This window comes from Pseudomonas uvaldensis (assembly GCF_021271205.1).
In the GTDB taxonomy this organism is placed as follows: Bacteria; Pseudomonadota; Gammaproteobacteria; order Pseudomonadales; family Pseudomonadaceae; genus Aquipseudomonas; species Aquipseudomonas uvaldensis.
The window spans coordinates 151,497-172,729 of the sequence record NZ_JAIWKS010000002.1; the positions used below are offsets into that span (position 1 = coordinate 151,497).

Annotated in this window: 1 protein-coding gene; it reads left to right on the plus strand. The window is 64.6% G+C overall.

The window, feature by feature from the left end; all coding sequences use genetic code 11:
• The first annotated feature begins 93 nt into the window (after positions 1–93).
• A complete protein-coding gene (locus LCU97_RS04235; protein WP_232775649.1) occupies positions 94–21,222 on the plus strand; it encodes a non-ribosomal peptide synthetase in 21,129 nt (7,042 codons plus the stop codon).
• Positions 21,223–21,233: the final 11 nt, after the last annotated feature.

Here is a 21,233-nt window from a genome sequence, read left to right on the forward strand (position 1 = left end):
CCTCGCCACCAGGATTTTGTGCACATCTATCAAGGATGAAGGAGAGGGCCCGCATTGCACGGTCTTTCTCCCGTCGTTACAGGAGGTTGTCCCATGCAATTCCACGACCTGATGGCGGTTCTTTCCAGCCATGCGATCCGACTTCAACAGGAAGATGGGGCCCTGGTTGTCCAAGGCCGCGACGATTCACTGGATGACGCACTTTGGGAGGCTCTCGCCGAACACAAGGCGCAACTGCTGGAGCTAGTCGCCAGCCAGGGTGGCGACTGGCTGAGTCCGGCCTTTCGCATCACCGCGGACATGCTGCCGCTGGCGAACCTGAACCAGGCCGCTATCGACCGTATCGTCGCCACCGTTCCGGGCGGGGCCGCGAATGTGCAGGACATTTACCCATTGTCGCCGCTGCAGGAGGGCATGCTTTATCACCATCTCCGCGCGCCTGAAGGCGATCCCTACGTATCCCAGGCGCGGTTCGCCTTTGCCAGCCGCGAGCACCTGGGTGCATTCGCCCAGGCCCTGCGCTGGGTGATCGAGCGCCACGATATCCTGCGGACCTCTTTCGCCTGGGAATACCTGGATGAGCCGATGCAGGTGGTCTGGTGTCAGGCTGCGCTGGTGTGCGAGGAGGTCGAACTCGACGATGACGCCGATGCGCTGGGCCAACTGCTGGCCCGTTACGATGCTCGTCATTTCCGTCTCGATTTACGCCAGGCACCGTTGCTGCGCCTGGTGTATGCCCACGATCCGGTGCAGGGGCGAGTCGTTGGCCTGATGTTGTTTCATCACCTGATCATGGATCACATCGCCCTCGACGTGGTCCGGCGGGAAGTCCAGGCCTGCCTGCTCGGGCAGACGGATCGACTGGCGCCTGCCGTACCCTACCGAAATCACTTGGCCCAGGCCCGCAAGGCGGATGCCGAGCGGAACCATGAAGCGTTCTTTCGCGACATGCTCGCTGACATCGACGAGCCGACACTGCCTTTTGGTCTACAGGACGTCCATGGCGACGGCCACGACATCGAAGAGGCCCGGCAGATGCTCGACGGCGACCTGAGTCGGCGGCTGCGAGCGCAGGCGCGTCAGCTCGGCGTCAGTGTCACCAGCCTCCTGCACCTGGCGCTCGCCCGGGTGTTGGGACAGTTGTCCGGACGTACGGCGGTGGTGTTCGGCACCGTCCTGTTGGGACGGATGGAGGCCGGCGAGGGCGGTGAACGAGCCCTGGGGATGTTCATCAATACGCTGCCGCTGCGGGTGGATGTTGGCGAGGACAGTGTCCGAGCCGGCGTACTGGCGACCCACCGGCGCCTGACCGCCTTGCTCGCCCATGAGCAGGCCCCGCTGGCATTGGCCCAGCGTTGCAGCGCGGTGGCCATGCCGACGCCGTTGTTCAGTGCCATGCTCAATTACCGTCACAGCACGGTCGAGGAGGTCGCCGAGGTGATCGAGATCGCCCCGGGTGTCCAGGTGCTGGGCGCCCGGGAACGTACCAATTATCCGCTGACCGTCAATGTCGATGACCTTGGGCAGGATGTGCGACTCACCGTACTGGTGGAAGCGAGCCTGGGGGCCGAACGCATCACCCGCTACCTGCACACCGCGCTGGAAAGCCTGGCCCAGGCACTGGAGGCCACGCCAGATGCGCCGCTGCACAGCCTGGACATCCTGCCGGCGAGCGAACGTGAACAGCTGTTGCATGGCGTCAATGCACCGTTGATGCCGTGGCGCGAAACACCGTTGATCCATCAGCAATTCGAAGCCCATGCGCAAGCTCGGCCGGAGGCCGTCGCCCTGATTTTCGAAGGCCGGACCTTCAGCTATGGAGACTTGAACCGTCGCGCCAATCAGCTTGCCCACCATCTGCTGTCCCTGGCGATTCGTCCCGACGATCGGGTGGCGATCTGTGTCGAGCGTGGGCCGCAGATGATCATCGGCCTGCTGGGTGTGCTCAAGGCCGGTGCCGGTTATGTCCCGATCGACCCGGCTTATCCCCTGGAACGTATTACCTTCACCTTGCAGGACAGTCGGCCGGTGGCGGTGCTGATTCAGGCCGATACGCGGGACCGCGTCGCCGATTCCGGCGTGCCGCAGATTGATCTCGACGACGATGTCTTGCAGGCCGGGCCCACCGGCGATCCGCTCGTTGTCGGGCTGACCCCGGCCCACCTGGCGTATGTGATCTACACCTCAGGCTCTACCGGGCGCCCCAAGGGGGTGATGGTCGAGCATCGCAACGTCACGCGACTTTTCTCGGCCACCCGAGACTGGTTCGGGTTCAACCGGCAGGATGTATGGGCGCTGTTCCATTCGTTCGCGTTCGATTTTTCGGTGTGGGAAATCTGGGGGGCGCTGAGTTTCGGCGGAGCATTGGTGATGGTGCCGCAGCGGGTGGTTCGTTCGCCGGACGCGTGTTACGCACTGCTGTGCGACACCGGCGTGACGATTCTCAACCAGACGCCGAGCGCATTCCGACAATTGCTCGCGGCCCAGGGGCGCAGCCCATTGCAGCATTCCCTGCGAGAGGTGATTTTCGGCGGCGAGGCCCTGGAAACGGGGTTGCTCAAACCCTGGTACGCCCGGATCGCCAACGCGGGTACGCGTCTGGTGAATATGTATGGCATCACCGAAACCACGGTGCACGTGACCTATCGACCGCTGGAGGCGGCAGATGCGCAGCGGGTCGGCGCCAGCCCTATCGGCGTGCGCATCCCCGATTTGCAGTTATATGTACTGGATGCCCGACGCGAGCCGCTGCCGGTGGGGGTGGTCGGCGAGCTGTACGTCGGTGGCGCCGGTGTGGCGCGGGGTTACCTGAACCGGCCGGAATTGACCGCCGAACGCTTTATCGCCGATCCGTTCAGCGGCCGCGCCGACGCACGCCTGTACCGCACTGGCGATCTGGGGCGTCGGCTACCTGACGGCAGTCTCGAATACCTGGGGCGTAACGATGACCAAGTGAAGATCCGTGGTTTTCGCATTGAGCTGGGTGAGATCCAGGCGCGGTTGGCCGCCTGCCAGGGTGTCCGCGAAGCCGTGGTGATTGCCCGTGAGGACAGCCCCGGTGACCCGCGGTTGGTCGCATACTGGCGGGCTGATGACGGTGTACAACCGAGCGTTGCCCGATTGCGCGAACAACTGCTGGTGTCGCTCGCCGACTACATGGTGCCGAGCGCGTTCGTCAAGCTCGAGACGTTCCCGTTGACCGGTAACGGCAAGTTGGATCGCAAGGCCCTGCCCCCCCCGGACAGTGATGCTTTTGTCCGGCACCCCTATGAGGCTCCGCAGGGTGAAGTCGAGGCCTGTATCGCCGATATCTGGCAGAACCTGCTGGGCGTTTCCCGGGTCGGCCGGCACGACAACTTCTTTGAACTGGGCGGTCACTCGCTGTTGGCGGTGAAGCTGATCGAGCGCATGCGTCAGCGGGACCTGCACTGTGACGTGCGCGTGTTGTTCGGTCAGCCGAGCGTGGCAGCGCTGGCGGCGACCCTGGGCCGTTCCCGCACCGTGGAAGTGCCGGTCAATCCCATCGAGCCCGGTTGTCCCTGCATTACGCCGGACATGTTGCCCCTGGCAACCCTGGACCAGGCCGGCATCGACCGGGTGGTGGCAACCGTGTCCGGCGGCGTCGCCAACGTACAGGACATCTATGACCTGGCGCCTCTGCAGGCGGGGATTCTCTATCATCACCTGGCCACCGCTGACGCCGGTGATCCCTACGTGTTGCAGGTGCAGTTCGCCTTCGACGGCCTGGCGCAGATCGAAGTCTTTGTCCGTGCCTTGAACAACGTGATCGCTCGCCATGACATCCTGCGAACCGCGGTGCTCTGGGAAGGTTTCGAAGCACCTGTGCAAGTGGTCTGGCGCGAGGCACCGCTGGTGCTGGAACGTGTCGACACCGATCCGGCGGACGGTGACGTGCTACAGCAGCTCCCGGCGCGCTTCGATCCGCGGCACTCTCGGCTGGACCTCGGTCGGGCACCGATGATGCAGTTTGCCTGCGCCGAAGACCCACGGCGGAACCGTTGGGTCGGCATGCTGCTGGTGCACCACATCGTGCTCGATCACACCGCGCTGGACGTGCTGGTGGCCGAGATGAGCGATGCAATCCATGGTCACATCACAACGCTGCCCGCGCCGGTTCAATACCGCAACTATGTCGCGCAGGCACGGCAGGCGGGCCGCGAACAGGCCCATGAGGCATTCTTTCGTGACATGCTCGGCGATATCGACGAACCCACGCTGGCGTTCGGTCTGCAAGATGTGCACGGCGATGGTAGCGCAGTCGTCGACAGTCACCTGACGCTGGATGCGGGCTTGGGCGAGCGTCTGCGGGAGCAGGCACGACGGCTGCGGATCAGTGTCGCCAGCCTGGTGCATCAGGCCTGGGCACAGGTGCTGGCGCAGCTATCGGGCCGCCAGGATGTGGTGTTCGGCACCGTGCTGCTGGGGCGGATGCAGGGCGGCGAGGGCGCCGACCGGGCACTGGGGATGTTCATCAATACCTTGCCGTTGCGCGTCGACGTCGGCGCATCGACGGTAGAACAGGGCGTGCGCGCCACCCATGAACGCCTGGCCCGGTTGCTGGAGCACGAACAGGCGTCGCTGGCGCTGGCCCAACGGTGCAGCGGCGTCGCGGGTTCGTTGCCGTTGTTCAACAGCTTGCTCAATTACCGCCACAGTGCGCCGCAGAAGGCGGACATCGAGTGGGACGGCATCCATGTGCTCAGCTCCCGAGAGCGCAGCAACTATCCGCTGGTGGTCAGTGTCGACGACCTGGGCGAAGGGTTCCGGTTGAGTGTTCAGGCACCGCCCGAGGTAGATGGCGCGCGGGTCTGCGATTACCTGCAAACCGCATTGGACCATTTGCTGGAAGCACTGGCGCACAATCCGGCCACACCCCTGCACGAAGTGTCGATCCTGTCACTGGGTGAGCGCCATCGAGTGCTGGCCGGTTTCAACGCCACTGGCCGCGATTATCCCGTAGCGCAGACGGTACAACGCTTGTTCGAAGCGCAAGTCCAGGCGCACCCCGAGGCGCTGGCGGCGGTACAGGGTGAATACAGCCTCAGCTATGACGAACTGAACCACCAGGCCAATCGCCTGGCCCATCACCTGATCGGCCTGGGCGTGCAAGCGGACGACCGCGTGGCGATCTGTGTCCGGCGCGGCCCGCAGATGCTGGTGGGGCTGCTGGCGATTCTCAAGGCCGGGGCCGGCTATGTGCCGGTGGATCCAGCTTACCCTGCGGAACGCATTGCCTACCTGCTGCAAGACAGCGCGCCGCTGGCGGTGCTCGCGCAGGCCTCGACCCGGGACCTGTTGGGTGCCGTGCCGGTGGTGGATCTGGACAGTGCTGACTGGCAGCACCTGCCCGACAGCAACCCGCAAAGGCCCGGCCTGACGCCGGCGCACCTGGCCTACGTGATCTACACCTCCGGCTCCACCGGCCAGCCCAAAGGGGTGATGGTGGAACATCGGACCCTGGAAAACCTGGTGCACTGGCACGCCGCGGCCTTTGACTTACGCGCCGGCAGCCACACCGCCAGCGTCGCCGGGTTCGGCTTCGATGCCATGGCCTGGGAAGTCTGGCCGGCCTTGTGTGTCGGCGCAACGCTGCATCTGCCGCCGTCCACGATCGGTAGTGAACACCTGGATGAACTGCTGGGCTGGTGGCAGGCGCAACCGTTGCAGGTGGCGTTCCTGCCGACGCCGGTGGCCGAATACGCCTTCAGCCGGGGGCTGCGCCACCCGACCTTGCGCACGCTGCTGATCGGCGGCGACCGGTTGCGGCAGTTGCCGAGCAACCCGACCTTCGACGTCATCAACAACTATGGACCGACCGAAGCCACGGTGGTGACCACCTCTGGCCGGGTCGAAGCCGGGCAGGTGTTGCACATCGGCCGGCCCATCGCCAACGCCAGGGTTTATCTGCTGGATGCCCATCGGCATCCGGTGCCGGTGGGCGTGGCCGGTGAGCTGTACGTGGGCGGCGCGGGTGTGGCGCGGGGGTATCTGAACCGGCCGGAACTGAGCGCCGAGCGCTTCCTCGATGACCCGTTCAGCGAAGCACCTCAGGCGCGGATGTACCGCACCGGCGACCTGGCCCGCTGGTTGGCCGACGGCACGCTCGAGTACCTGGGGCGCAACGACGACCAGGTGAAATTGCGCGGCGTGCGGGTCGAGCTGGGCGAAGTCGAAGCGGCGTTGCTGAGCCATGACGGGGTGCAGGACGCGGTGGTGCTGGTGCGTGACGAGCGTCTGCTGACGTGGTTCACCGAGCGCAGTCCGGTGGTGATCGAGGACCTGCGGGTTCATCTGCAAGCCCGCTTGCCGGACGTCCTGGTGCCAGCGGCGTATGTGCGGCTGGAGGCCTTGCCCCTGACCGCCAACGGCAAGCTTGACCGCAAAGCCTTGCCCGAGCCGGATCAAAGCGCTTGGCCGAGTGCTGAATACGCGGCACCGCAAGGCCCTGTCGAAATCGCCCTGGCGCGGATCTGGGCGGATGTGCTGAAGGTCGAGCAGGTCGGCCGTCACGACAATTTCTTCGAACTGGGCGGGCACTCGTTGCTGGCGGTGAGCCTGATCGAGCGCATGCGCCAGATCGGCTTGAGCGCTGACGTGCGACGGCTGTTCAGTCAACCGACCCTGGCGGCGCTGGCGACGGCGGTGGGCAGCGGTCGTGAAGTCGAGGTGCCGGCCAACCGCATCCCCGCCGAGTGCACGCATATCACTGCGGATATGCTGCCGCTGGTGGCGCTGGATCAGGAAACCATCGATCGCATTGTCGCCACGGTGCCCGGCGGAGCGGCGAATGTGCAGGATATCTACCCGCTGGCGCCGTTGCAGGAGGGGATTCTTTATCACCATTTGAGTGCGGAGTCGGGGGATCCCTACCTGCTGCAATCCGGCATGGCTTTCGACAGTGTCGAGCGCTTGCACACCTTCGCCGATGCCTTGCAGCAGGTCATCTCTCGCCATGACATCTTGCGCACGAGTGTGGTCTGGGAAGACCTCCCAAGCCCGCAGCAAGTGGTGTGGCGCCATGCGGAGTTAACCGTGCAGCCAGTGGTGGTCGACCCGGCCGACGGCGACGTTCCTGATCAACTGCGGGCCCGTTTCGACGCACGCCATTACCGTCTCGATCTGGCTCAGGCCCCACTGTTGCGCCTAGTGTACGCCGAGGACCCGGCACGGCAGCGAGTGGTCGCGATCTTGCTGTTCCACCATATCGTCCTGGATAACACGGCGTTGACGGTGGTGCTTGAGGAGATGCAGGCCTGCCTGCTCGGCCAGGCCGATTCCTTGCCGGCCCCGATGCCGTACCGCAACTATGTGGCACAGGCCCGGCTGGGTGTCGGTGCCGAGGAACACGAGGCGTTCTTCCGAGAGATGCTCGGCGGGATCGATGAACCGACCTTGCCGTTCGGTTTGCAAGACGTACAAAGTGAGGGGCACGATATCGAAATGTCGTCGTTGGCCCTGCCGGATGGCTTGAGCTGGCGCCTGCGAGCCCAGGCGCGCGGACTTGGGGTGAGCGCGGCAAGCCTGTTCCATCTGGCGTGGGCACAACTGCTGGCGGCGACGTCCGGCCAGGAGCAGGTGGTATTCGGCACGGTGCTGTTGGGTCGGATGCAGGGCGGCGAGGGAGCCGACCGGACACCGGGGGTATTCATCAATACGCTGCCGTTGCGGGTGGATGTGGACGCACAGCCGGCACGTGAGGCCATCCAAGGAACCCACCGGCGGCTGACGGCCCTGCTCGGACACGAACACGCTTCCCTGGCGTTGGCCCAGCGCTGCAGTGGCGTAGCGGCGCCGCAGCCGTTGTTCAGCGCGCTGCTCAATTATCGGCACGGCACCCGTCATGCGCGGCAAGCGCTCGGGCAGGTCTGGCAAGGCATCGAAATTCTCACCTTCGAGGGACGCACCAATTACCCGCTGACCTTGAGCGTCGACGACTTGGAGGACGGATTCAAGGCGACGGTATTGTCCCGTGTCACTGTCGGTGCGCAGCGGGTCATCGATTTGTTACAGACGACTCTGGAAAACCTGGTGGCGGCACTGGAGACAGCACCGGAACAGCCGTTGAATCAGCTGTCGATCCTGTCGGAACAGGCGCAGCAGCGGTTGCTCTGCGGTTTCAATGCCTCTGCTGTCGAGTACGGCCAGGCACAGACAATCCACGTCCGATTCGAAGAACAGGCGCGCCGCCTGCCAGAGATTATCGCGGTACAGGCCGGTGAGCAGCGGCTGACGTACGCTGAGCTCAATGCCAGGGCCAATCGCCTGGCCCATCACCTGATCGGCCTGGGCGTGCAAGCGGACGACCGCGTGGCGATCTGTGTCCGGCGCGGCCCGCAGATGCTGGTGGGGCTGCTGGCGATTCTCAAGGCCGGGGCCGGCTATGTGCCGGTGGATCCAGCTTACCCTGCGGAACGCATTGCCTACCTGCTGCAAGACAGCGCGCCGCTGGCGGTGCTCGCGCAGGCCTCGACCCGGGACCTGTTGGGTGCCGTGCCGGTGGTGGATCTGGACAGTGCTGACTGGCAGCACCTGCCCGACAGCAACCCGCAAAGGCCCGGCCTGACGCCGGCGCACCTGGCCTACGTGATCTACACCTCCGGCTCCACCGGCCAGCCCAAAGGGGTGATGGTGGAACATCGGACCCTGGAAAACCTGGTGCACTGGCACGCCGCGGCCTTTGACTTACGCGCCGGCAGCCACACCGCCAGCGTCGCCGGGTTCGGCTTCGATGCCATGGCCTGGGAAGTCTGGCCGGCCTTGTGTGTCGGCGCAACGCTGCATCTGCCGCCGTCCACGATCGGTAGTGAACACCTGGATGAACTGCTGGGCTGGTGGCAGGCGCAACCGTTGCAGGTGGCGTTCCTGCCGACGCCGGTGGCCGAATACGCCTTCAGCCGGGGGCTGCGCCACCCGACCTTGCGCACGCTGCTGATCGGCGGCGACCGGTTGCGGCAGTTGCCGAGCAACCCGACCTTCGACGTCATCAACAACTATGGACCGACCGAAGCCACGGTGGTGACCACCTCTGGCCGGGTCGAAGCCGGGCAGGTGTTGCACATCGGCCGGCCCATCGCCAACGCCAGGGTTTATCTGCTGGATGCCCATCGGCATCCGGTGCCGGTGGGCGTGGCCGGTGAGCTGTACGTGGGCGGCGCGGGTGTGGCGCGGGGGTATCTGAACCGGCCGGAACTGAGCGCCGAGCGCTTCCTCGATGACCCGTTCAGCGAAGCACCTCAGGCGCGGATGTACCGCACCGGCGACCTGGCCCGCTGGTTGGCCGACGGCACGCTCGAGTACCTGGGGCGCAACGACGACCAGGTGAAATTGCGCGGCGTGCGGGTCGAGCTGGGCGAAGTCGAAGCGGCGTTGCTGAGCCATGACGGGGTGCAGGACGCGGTGGTGCTGGTGCGTGACGAGCGTCTGCTGACGTGGTTCACCGAGCGCAGTCCGGTGGTGATCGAGGACCTGCGGGTTCATCTGCAAGCCCGCTTGCCGGACGTCCTGGTGCCAGCGGCGTATGTGCGGCTGGAGGCCTTGCCCCTGACCGCCAACGGCAAGCTTGACCGCAAAGCCTTGCCCGAGCCGGATCAAAGCGCTTGGCCGAGTGCTGAATACGCGGCACCGCAAGGCCCTGTCGAAATCGCCCTGGCGCGGATCTGGGCGGATGTGCTGAAGGTCGAGCAGGTCGGCCGTCACGACAATTTCTTCGAACTGGGCGGGCACTCGTTGCTGGCGGTGAGCCTGATCGAGCGCATGCGCCAGATCGGCTTGAGCGCTGACGTGCGACGGCTGTTCAGTCAACCGACCCTGGCGGCGCTGGCGACGGCGGTGGGCAGCGGTCGTGAAGTCGAGGTGCCGGCCAACCGGATCCCCGCCGAGTGCACCCGCATCACGCCGGACATGCTGCCGCTGGTCCAGTTGGATCAGGAAGCCATCGACCGTATCGTCGCCACGGTGCCGGGCGGAGCGGCGAATGTGCAGGATATCTACCCGCTGGCGCCGTTGCAGGAGGGGATTCTTTATCACCATTTGAGCGCGGAAACGGGAGATCCGTATCTGCTGCAATCACGGCTGATTTTCGACAGCGTCGAGCGAGTAGAGGCCTTCGCCAACGCGTTGCGACAGGTCATGGCGAGGCATGACATTCTGCGTACCGCCGTGCTCTGGCAAGGCCTGGGCGCGCCGGTGCAGGTCGTCTGGCGCGAGGCCACTCTGGCGGTGCAGGAGCGGGTGTCCGAAACGGCGGCGGGCTCGGTTTTCGATCAGTTGCAGGCGCGTCCAGGCGCAAGCGATTATCGCCTTGATCTTGCCCAGGCCCCGTTGATTCGTCTGATATACGCTCGAGAACCGGGTGAAGGGCGGGTCGCGGCAATACTGTTGTTTCATCACATCGTCCTGGATCACGCCGCCCTTGAGGTGGTGCGCGATGAAATGCAGGTCATTTTGTCGGGGCCTTGCCAGGCGTTGCCCGTGCCGGTGCCTTACCGGAACTATGTCGCGCAGACGCGAATGGGCAGCAGCGAGCAGGAGCACGAGGCGTTCTTCCGCGACATGCTCGGCGATATCGACGAACCGACCTTGCCGTTCGGCTTGCAGGACGTGCAGGGCGACGGCAGCGGCATCGAAGAGGTTCGCCAGAACGTCGATGCGCACCTGAGCCGTCGACTTCGGGCGCAGGCGCGTCAGTTGGGCGTGAGCGCGGCGAGCCTGTATCACTTGGTCTGGGCCCTGGTATTGGGCAAAGTGTCCGGCAAAGACGACGTGGTGTTCGGCACAGTGCTGGTGGGGCGGATGCAGGGCGGCGAGGGTGCCGACCGGGCGTTGGGCCTGTTCATCAATACCCTGCCGTTGCGCGTGAGCCTGGGCGAGCAGGGCGCGCGCGCCGGGGTCAAGGCGACCCACGCGCAGTTGACCGCTTTGCTGGGGCATGAGTACGCCTCGCTGGCACTGGTCCAGCGTTGCAGCGGCGTGCAAGCGCCGGCGCCATTGTTCAGCGCCTTGCTCAACTACCGCCATACCCGCGTACAGAACTCGACCGGGGCGTCGTCGGCCTGGAGCGGTATCCAGATGCTCAGCGGCGAGGAGCGCACCAACTACCCGCTGGCATTGAATGTCGACGATCAGGGCGAGGCGTTCAGCTTCACCATCGTGACCTTGGCGCACATCGGTGCACAACGCCTCTGCGGTTATGTGCAACAGACATTGGAGAGTCTGGTCGGGATGTTGGAGCAAGCACCGGATGCTCCCCTGCACCGGGTGACGATCCTGCCGCAAAGCGAGCGCCGCAAGTTGCTGGACGAATTCTGTCGCGCTGACGCCATCGAGCCGCAGGCCCCGGCCATCCACCAGCAGTTCGAGGCCCAGGTGCAGCGCACGCCGGATGACGTTGCGGTGGTGCAGGGTCACCAGTCATTGAGCTATCGCGAGCTCAACGAGCGGGCCAATCGTCTGGCCCATTACCTGCGCAAGCGGGGTGTGCAGCCGGACTCACGGGTGGCGATCTGTGTCGAGCGCAGCGCGGACATGGTGGTCGGCCTGCTGGCAGTGCTCAAGGCTGGCGGAGGGTATGTACCGTTGGACCCCGCCTATCCGGAGGACCGGCTGACCTACATGTTGGAAAACAGCGCACCGATCGCGGTGCTGACGCAAGCCGCTACCAGGGAACTCCTGTCCCACGGGCCGGTGCCATTGATCGACCTGGACGCCGGCGTCTGGCAGACCGAACCGGCCCACAACCCGCCAGTGGCAGACCTGACGCCGGCCCATCTGGCCTATGTGATCTACACCTCCGGCTCCACGGGACGGCCCAAAGGTGTGATGGTCGAGCACCGCGGTCTGCGAAACCTGCTGGACTGGTACCTCGATGACCTGGGCTTCCACGCCGGCGATGCGGTGTTGCTGGCCTCGTCCTATAACTTCGACCTGACTCAGAAAAACATCCTCGCGCCATTGATGGTCGGTGCCTCGTTACACCTTGCCGCAGAGCCCTTCGATCCCGGTGCCATCGTCGCGCAAATCGCCGAGGCGGGTATCACCCACCTCAACATGTCCCCCAGCGCCTTCCATGCGTTGGTGGATGCCGACCGGCAGGACGCGCTGACTTGCCTGAGGCGGGTGGTCCTGGGCGGCGAGCCGATCCAGCTCTCCATGCTGGAGAAGCTGCCGCTGCCACGGCCGGTGGTCATCAACAGCTATGGGCCGACCGAGTGCAGTGACGTGGTCGCCTGGCACACTGTCGACAACGACCTGGACACCTATCGGAACCGATCGATTCCTATTGGCCGGCCAATCCGCAACATGCAGTTGCATGTGCTGGACAGCCACGGTCAGTTGCTGCCGCTGGGCGTGCCCGGCGAGATACATATCGGCGGTGTCGGAGTGGCGCGCGGTTACCTCAACCTACCGCAACTGAGCGCCGAACGCTTCATTGACGACCCGTTCAGCGAGCGGGCCGATGCGCGCCTGTACAAGACTGGCGACATCGGCCGCTGGCTGCCGGACGGTACCCTGCAATACCTGGGGCGTAACGACGATCAGGTGAAGATCCGCGGCTTGCGCATCGAGCTGGGGGAGATCGAAGCCCGGCTTGTCCAGCACGAGACGGTGAACGAGGCGGTGGTACTGGTCCGTGAAGACGTGCCGGGGGACAAGCGCCTGGTGGCCTGGTTCACCCCCTGTTTGCCAGGGCAGGCGATCGACCTTGAGGCGCTGCGCACCTACCTGCTGGCACACCTGCCGGGTCACATGGTGCCGCTGGCCTACGTGCGCCTCGACGCGCTGCCGCTGAGCCCCAATGGCAAACTCGACCGCAAGGCATTGCCGTCACCGGATCTGACATCGGTCATCACACGCGGCTATGAAGCCCCTGTCGGTGAAACCGAAATCAATCTGGCCCGGTTGTGGGCCGAGACCCTCAACGTAGAACGTGTCGGCCGTCACGATCACTTCTTCGAGCTGGGCGGGCACTCCCTGCTGGCCGTCAGCCTGATCGGGCGCTTGCATCAGGAGGGGCTGGCGGCGGATGTCAGCACCTTGTTCGAACAGCCGACCCTGGCTGCTTTTGCCGCCATGACGCGAAACGCACGGGTCGAGACCGGACGTGCCAACGTGCCTGTCAACGGAATTGTTCCCGGTACCACGCGGATCATCCCGGCGATGCTGCCCCTGGCCGAGCTGGACCAGGGCACTCTGGACCGTCTGGTCGCAGGCATCCCCGGTGGCGCGGCCAATGTACAGGACATCTATCCCTTGACGCCCTTGCAGGAAGGCATTCTTTACCATCACATCAGCGCCGGGCAGGGCGATCCTTATGTCAACCAGGGACAATTTGCATTTGCCGATGCCGAGCGTTTCCAGGCGTTTGTTCAGGCCCTGCAGACGGTGATCGATCGTCACGACATTCTGCGCACCGCCGTGTTGTGGGAAGGCCTGGATACGCCGTTGCAGGTGGTGCTGCGCAAGGTGCAGTTGCCTCTGGAGGGGGTGGCCCTGGATGTCGGCGCAGGCGATGCGCTCGCGCAGTTGCATGAGCGCTTCGACGCCCGGCGGTTCCGTCTCGACGTGACCCGGGCACCGCTGTTACATCTGGTACATGCCTGGGACGAGAGTGGTCAGCGCATTGTTGCGATCCTGCTGTTCCATCACCTGGCCCTCGATCACAATGCACTGGCAGTGGTCAGCCAGGAAATGCAGGCTTGTCTGTCGGGGCGCGGTGCGCAGTTGGGGCGCCCGGTGCCATTTCGCAACTATGTCGCTCAGGCGCGGTTGGGCATCGGCGAGGTGGAGCACGAAGCGTTCTTTTGCGACATGCTCGGTGATATCGAAGAACCGACGTTACCGTTTGGCTTGCAGGACGTGCAGGGCGATGGCACGGGCATTGAAGAGTTCAGTCTGCCGCTCGGCCTGCCATTGAGCCAACGCTTGCGGACCCAGGCGCGGCAGCTTGGTGTCAGCGCCGCCAGCCTGTTTCACCTGGGTTGGGCCCGGGTGTTGGGCGTGCTGACCGGTCAGTCGCAGGTGGTGTTCGGCACCGTGTTGATGGGCCGCATGCGAGGTGCCGAAGCGGGGGATCGGGCGCTGGGCCTGTTCATCAACACTCTACCGTTGCGGGTGGATATGGGCGCGCGGGATGTGCGTGCGGCCGTCATGGCGACTCATTCCCGTTTGAGCACGCTGATGCGGCATGAGCATGCGCCGCTGGCCCTGGCCCAGCGCTGCAGCGGTGTGGTGGCGCCAACGCCGCTGTTCAGTGCCTTGCTCAATTATCGACACAGTGCCTCCACGACGAATGCAGAAACGTTGGCGGCCTGGGACGGTATCGAGGTCTTGCGGGCCGAAGAGCGCACCAACTATCCACTGACCATGAGCGTCGACGACCTGGGTGAGGCCTTCAGCCTGACGCTGCTGGCGAGCGGCGACGTCGGGGCGCGGCGGATCTGCGCCTATCTGCAGTGTGCGCTGGAGCATCTGTCCGTGGCCCTGGAACAGGCGCCGGATACGCCGATCGATCAACTGCCGGTCCTGTCGCAGACCGAGCGGGATCAACTGCTGGTCGGTTTCAACGCCACCCAGGCGGATTACCCGCGTGGGCTGACGGTCCATCAGCGCTTCGAGGCGCAGGTGGCCGCGAGGCCCGAGGCCGTGGCGGCGGTTTTCCTGGGCGAGCAACTGACCTATGCCGAACTGAATCTGCACGCCAATGCACTGGCCCATCATCTGCGTGCTCTGGGCGTGAGGCCCGATGATCGCGTGGCGATTGTCGCGCGCCGTGGGCTCGATACATTGATCGGGTTGCTGGCGATCCTCAAGGCCGGCGCCGCTTATGTGCCGGTGGATCCGGCCCATCCGACCGAGCGCCTGGGTTATCTGCTCAGTGACAGCGCCCCGGTGGCGATCCTGGTCCAGCCTGACTTGCGTGAGCGCTTGCCGGCTCAGGCCGTGCCGGTGATCGATCTGGATCGACGCAGTTGGCCGCTCAGCCTGGCTTGCGACCCTCAGGTCGGCGACTTGACGCCCGAGCACCTGGCTTACGTGATCTACACGTCGGGCTCTACCGGATTGCCCAAGGGCGTGATGGTCGAACACCGCACGCTGTCGAATCTGCTGGACTGGCATTGCGAGGCGTTCGATCTGTGTGCCGGTCGTCACACTTCATGCCTTGCCGGGTTCGGCTTCGACGCCATGGCCTGGGAGATCTGGCCGGCCCTGTGCGTCGGCGCGACCTTGCACCTGGCGCCGCCCCGGGACGGCAACGAGAACCTCGACGCGCTGCTTGACTGGTGGCGCGCGCAACCACTGGACGTGAGTTTCCTGCCCACGCCGATTGCCGAATACGCCTTCAGCCAGAACCTCGGGCACCCGACCTTGCGCACGTTATTGATCGGTGGCGACCGCTTGCGCCAGTTCCCACGCAACCAGTCATTCGATGTGATCAACAACTATGGTCCGACCGAGGCCACGGTGGTCGCCACCTCAGGGAAGGTCGAGGCGGGCGATGCCTTGCACATCGGCAGGCCGGTGAGCAACGCCAGGGTTTATGTGCTGGACGAACAACGTCGCCCAGTGCCCGTCGGAGTCCCGGGGGAGCTCTACATCGGCGGTGCCGGTGTTGCCCGGGGTTACCTGAATCGACCGGAACTGACCGCCGAGCGTTTTCTGCAGGACCCGTTCGACACGACGCCGCACCCGCGGATGTACCGCACCGGCGACCTGGCGCGCTGGCGCGCCGACGGTAGCCTGGAATATCTGGGGCGTAACGACGACCAGGTCAAGATCCGGGGGGTACGCATCGAACTCGGAGAGATCGAGAACTGCCTCAATCAACTACCGGACATCCGGGAAACGGTGTTGCTGGTCCGTGAAGATCAACCCGGACAGCCACGGCTGGTGGCTTACTTCACCGAGCAGGCGCGAGTCGACGTGCGACCGGTGGATGAGTTGCGTGCGCAATTGCAGACCCGCTTGCCGGAATACATGGTACCGACGGCGTTCGTCAGACTCGACGCGCTGCCGTTGACCGCCAATGGCAAGGTTGACCGCAAGGCCTTGCCCAAACCCGATATTACCGCGTTCTTCACCCGCCAATACGTGGCGCCCGAGGGCGAGTTGGAAACCTGCCTGGCGCAGATCTGGAGCGAGTTGCTGCAAGTTGAACGGGTCGGGCGTCAGGATCATTTCTTCGAACTGGGCGGGCACTCGCTGCTGGCGATGCGCATGGTGTCTCAGGTCCGGCAGCGGCTGGGCGTCGAGCTGGCCTTGGGCGAGCTGTTTGCCAACCCGCAGCTTGGTGCGGTTGCGCAGGTGCTGGCCGATGCCGCGCGGAGCTCGCAACCGACCATTGTCCCAGTGTCAGGTGAGGCATCGTTGCCGTTGTCGTTTGCCCAGCAACGCCTGTGGTTCCTGGCGCAGATGGAGGGCGCCAACACCGCGTACAACATCCCCATCGGCCTGCGCTTGCGCGGTCGGCTCGATGACGATGCCCTGCAACGGGCGCTGGCGCGGATCGTCGCGCGTCATGACACCCTGCGCAGCCGCTTCACCCGTCTCAACGACGAGGCGCTGGTGCTGATCGCGCCGGTCGAGGCGGGGCTGCTGTTGCGGGTTGAAGACCTGCGTGGTCATCCGCAGGCCGATGAAACCTTGCAGGCCCTGGTCCAGGGCGAGGCGTCGATTCCTTTCGACTTGCAGGACGATCCGCTGATCCGTGGGCGTCTGGTACGCATGGCCGATGACCATCATGTGCTGTTGCTGACCCTGCATCACATCATCGCTGACGGCTGGTCAATGGGCGTACTGACTCGCGAGCTGATGGCGTTGTATCAGGCTTTCAGCCGTGGCGAAGCCGATCCGCTGCCACCCTTGACGTTGCAGTACACCGACTACGCCGTGTGGCAGCGACGCTGGTTGAGCGGTGAAGTCTTGCGTCAGCAGAGCGCGTATTGGCAACAGGCGTTGGATGGCGCACCGGCCCTGCTGATGCTGCCGACCGATCGTCCACGACCTGCGCAAATGGACTACGCCGGCAGTACCGTCGAGGTCTGGCTGCCTGAGCGCCTCAGTGCCGGGCTCAAGGTGTTGTGCCAACGGCATGGCGTGACCTTGTACATGGTGATGCTGAGTGCCTGGGCGTTGTTGCTTGCTCGGCTGTCGGGGCAGAGCGAAGTGGTGATCGGTTCGCCGGTGGCCAACCGCACCCGGGCCGAAGTCGAAGGGTTGATCGGATTGTTCGTGAATACCCTGGCGCTGCGTATCGAAACGTCCGCAGGGCAGGACGTCGGGGCATTCCTGGCGCGGGTCAAGGCGCGCATCCTGGAGGCCCAGGCCCATCAAGACTTGCCGTTCGAGCAAGTCGTGGAAATCACCCGGCCGGTGCGCAGCCTGGCTCACAGCCCATTGTTTCAGACCATGCTTAACTGGCGCAGCAGCGATGGCCCGGCCCTGGCTCTGGGGGACCTGACGCTGGAGCCCGTGGCACAGCCGAGCCACTTCGCCAAGTTCGACCTGACACTGACACTCAGTGAAGGGCAGGGTGGCATTGGCGGTTCGCTGGAGTACGCCACGGCGCTGTTCGATGAATCGACGGTGCGGCGGTACGTTGGTTACTTCGAGCGGTTGTTGCAGGCGATGGTCGATAACGATCAGGCGGCGCTGGAACAGGTGCCGCTGCTGGACGACCAGGAGCGGCACACACTGCTGGTCGGGTTCAACGCCACCGATCATGAATACCCGCAAGCCCTGACGGTGCACCGTTTGTTCGAACTGCGTGCGGCGGATCATCCCCAGGTCGTGGCGGCGGCGCACGGGACGCAGTCGCTGAGCTACGGCGAACTGAACGCCCGGGCCAATCGGCTGGCTCACTATCTGATCGGACACGGCGTGCAGCCTGGCGATCATGTGGCGATCCTGCTGCCACGCTCCCTGGACCTACTGATCGCGCAGCTGGCGGTGAGCAAGTGTGCGGCGGCCTATGTGCCGCTGGATATCAATGCTCCGTCCGAACGGCTAGCGTTCATGCTGCAGGACTGCCGTGCGGTGGCGTTACTCTCTCGTCGCAGCGAGGCGGCATCCGATACGGTGCCGCGGATCGACCTCGACACCCTGGTCCTTGAAGATCAACCGGCACATGACCCGCAGTTGCTGCAGTTCTCCGAGTCACCGGTGTACATCATGTACACCTCCGGTTCCACCGGCGTCCCCAAGGGCGTGGTAGTGCCGCACCGGGCCGTCGGCCGATTGGTGCTGAATAACGGCTACGCCGATTTCAATGCCAGGGATCGCGTGGCATTCGCCTCTAACCCCGCGTTCGATGCCAGTACCATGGACGTTTGGGGGCCGTTGCTCAATGGCGGCCAGGTGGTCGTCATCGACCATGAGACATTGCTCGACCCGGTCGCTTTCGGCGATGAGTTGAGTCGAAGCGGAGCGACGATCCTGTTCGTGACCACCGCTCTGTTCAACCAGTACGTACAATTGATCCCGCAAGCGCTCAAGGGCTTGCGCATCCTGCTATGTGGTGGCGAGCGCAGTGACCCGGCGGCTTTCCGCCGATTGTTGGCCGAGGCGCCCGCATTGCGTCTGGTGCATTGCTACGGCCCGACCGAAACCACCACCTATGCCGCTACCTTCGAAGTGCGCAACGTGGCGGAGTACGCCGACAGCGTGCCGATTGGCAGACCCATCGGTAACACCCGGGTCTATGTACTCGATGCGCACCTGCAACCGGTACCGACCGGCGTGACCGGCGAGCTGTACATCGGCGGCCTGGGGGTGGCGTTGGGGTATCTGAACCGGCCGGAGCTCACAGCCGAAAAATTCCTCGACGACCCGTTCAGTGCTGCACCCGCGGCGAAGATGTACCGCACGGGCGACCTGGTGCGCTGGCTTGCGTCGGGACAGCTTGAATGCCTGGGGCGTAATGACGATCAGGTGAAAATCCGTGGTTTTCGCATTGAACTGGGTGAAATCGAACACCGTCTCCTCGGCTGTGAAGGGATCAAGGAGGCCGTGGTCGTGGCACGGCAAGAAGCGCAGGCATCGATGCGTCTGGTGGCCTATTTCACCGTGCATGACGAGACACTGGACAGTGCGGCGCTGCGCTCCTATCTGCAAGCGCGGCTGCCGGACTACATGGTGCCTTCGGCGTGGGTGCGGCTGGACGCGATGCCGTTGAACAACAATGGCAAGGTGGATCGCCGGGCGCTGCCCGACCCCACGTGGGAAGCCTCGCCCAGCCAGGCCTATCAGGCCCCGGCTAATGCACTGGAGGCCAGCGTTGCCGGACTGTGGGCCGAGGTGCTGCAGCTGGAACGGGTAGGGCGCCATGACAACTTCTTCGAGCTGGGCGGGCATTCCCTGCTGGCGGTCCGACTGGTCAACCTGATGCGCAGTGAGGATCTGGACATTTCTCTGGCCGAGCTCTTCCAACATGCCAGCGTCGAGTCCGTCTGCGAGTTGCTGAGCCGGCGCAGTGGCGCCGTTGAGCAGACGGACGGATTGATCACCGTGCGCGCCTCAGGGCGGGGTACACCGTTGTTCCTGGTGCATGAGTTCAGCGGCAGGGACCTGTATTTCCCGGCCCTGAGCATGCACATCGGTGGTGAGTTCCCGATCTACGGCTTGCCCGGCATCAAATCGGGTCAACCTTTGCTGCGCACCATGGAGTGCCTGGCCGCGCGGTTGGTAGGCCTTATCCGAACGGTACAACCTCATGGACCTTATCGCCTGGCAGGCTGGTCGTTCGGTGGCGTGCTGGCTTATGAAGTCGCCCAGCAGTTGCTGGGAATGGATGAAACCGTCGCGTTTGTCGGACTGATCGACAGCTATGTGCCGCGTCTGGCGGGCCAGCCCCCGGCATATTGGCGTGACGAACAAGTCCATCAGCGCCAGTTGCTGTTGCACTGCAGGGCCCACTGGACGACGCAGGGTGCAGGCGAACAGGCGGAGTTGGCCCATTTGGCGCGTCTCGAGGCCGAGATGGCGCGAATGGATTTCGAGGATCTGCTCAAGCGCTGCCGCGAACAGCAGTTGCTGGAACCCGAGTTGGCCGCAGCGACGTCTGCCGACATCTGGCATTACCTGGACCGCGAGGTCGCCCACGGGCATGCATTGACCCATTACCGGATCAATCCGATTCACCAACCCGTGCATCTGTTCCGTGCTCAGGAGCGCCGCGCCGAGATGGCGCAGTTGAGCCCGTCGCTGGGTTGGGTCGAGGAGTTGTCGTCGGACCGGGTGCGTTGCATAGACGTACCGGGCGATCACCAGAGCATGATGAAGTCCCCTCATATTCAGCATCTGGGCCATGCCATCTACCAGGCATTACAAGAGGCGGCGCCCCCGCCACCCCAGGTGTATCAACCACTCTTGACCATCCAGAGCGGACACCTCGGGCATACGCCGATTTTCTGCGTGCCCGGGGCGGGTGACGGCGCCACGGGGTTCATTCATCTGACCGAGGCCCTGGGGCCCGAATGGCCGATCTTTGGCCTGCAGCCCCGTGGCCTCGACGACATGGCGGTGCCCCATAGCCGGGTGGAAGCGGCTGCGGCGTGTTATGTCCGCGCCATCGAGCAACTGTACCCGGCGGGCCCTGTCCATTTGATCGGGCATTCGTTTGGAGGTTGGGTGGCGTACGCCATGGCGGCCCGGCTGCACTCCGGCGGACGAGAGGTCGCCTCCCTGACTCTGATTGACAGCGAGGTGCCCGGCGACGATGGCCTGGCAGGAAAGGCCTATACCGCCACCGCTGCGTTGCAAAGGCTGATCGACGCGCTGCAACTGTCCTGTGGCAAGTCTCTGGGCATTGACCCGCTGGCCTTCGCTGAGGCAGACGATGTCACGCAACTGCGTCTGCTGCACGACGGAATGGTACGTGCCGGGGTGTTGTCCGAACGATCCTCACCCCAAGCGATGCACGGGCCGGTACGGACCTTTGCCGTAGCGTTGCGCACCCCCTATCAACCGCAACAAGCCTACGCCGGACCCGTACGGCTGGCAGTGGTGGATGATCCGGCGCTGGATGAGTCGGGTAACCAGCGCGAGCAGGCGGCGACGATCGAAGGCTGGCGCCGCCTGGTCGCCAACCTGACGGTGTGGCACGGGCAGGGCAATCACTTCACGATCCTCAAGGCCCCCGATGTGTTCAGCTTCGCCGCGTGGTGGCTGGATGGGTTGAAGGTGCCGGTGGGCGACACGGAATTTTGAGGGACGCCGAC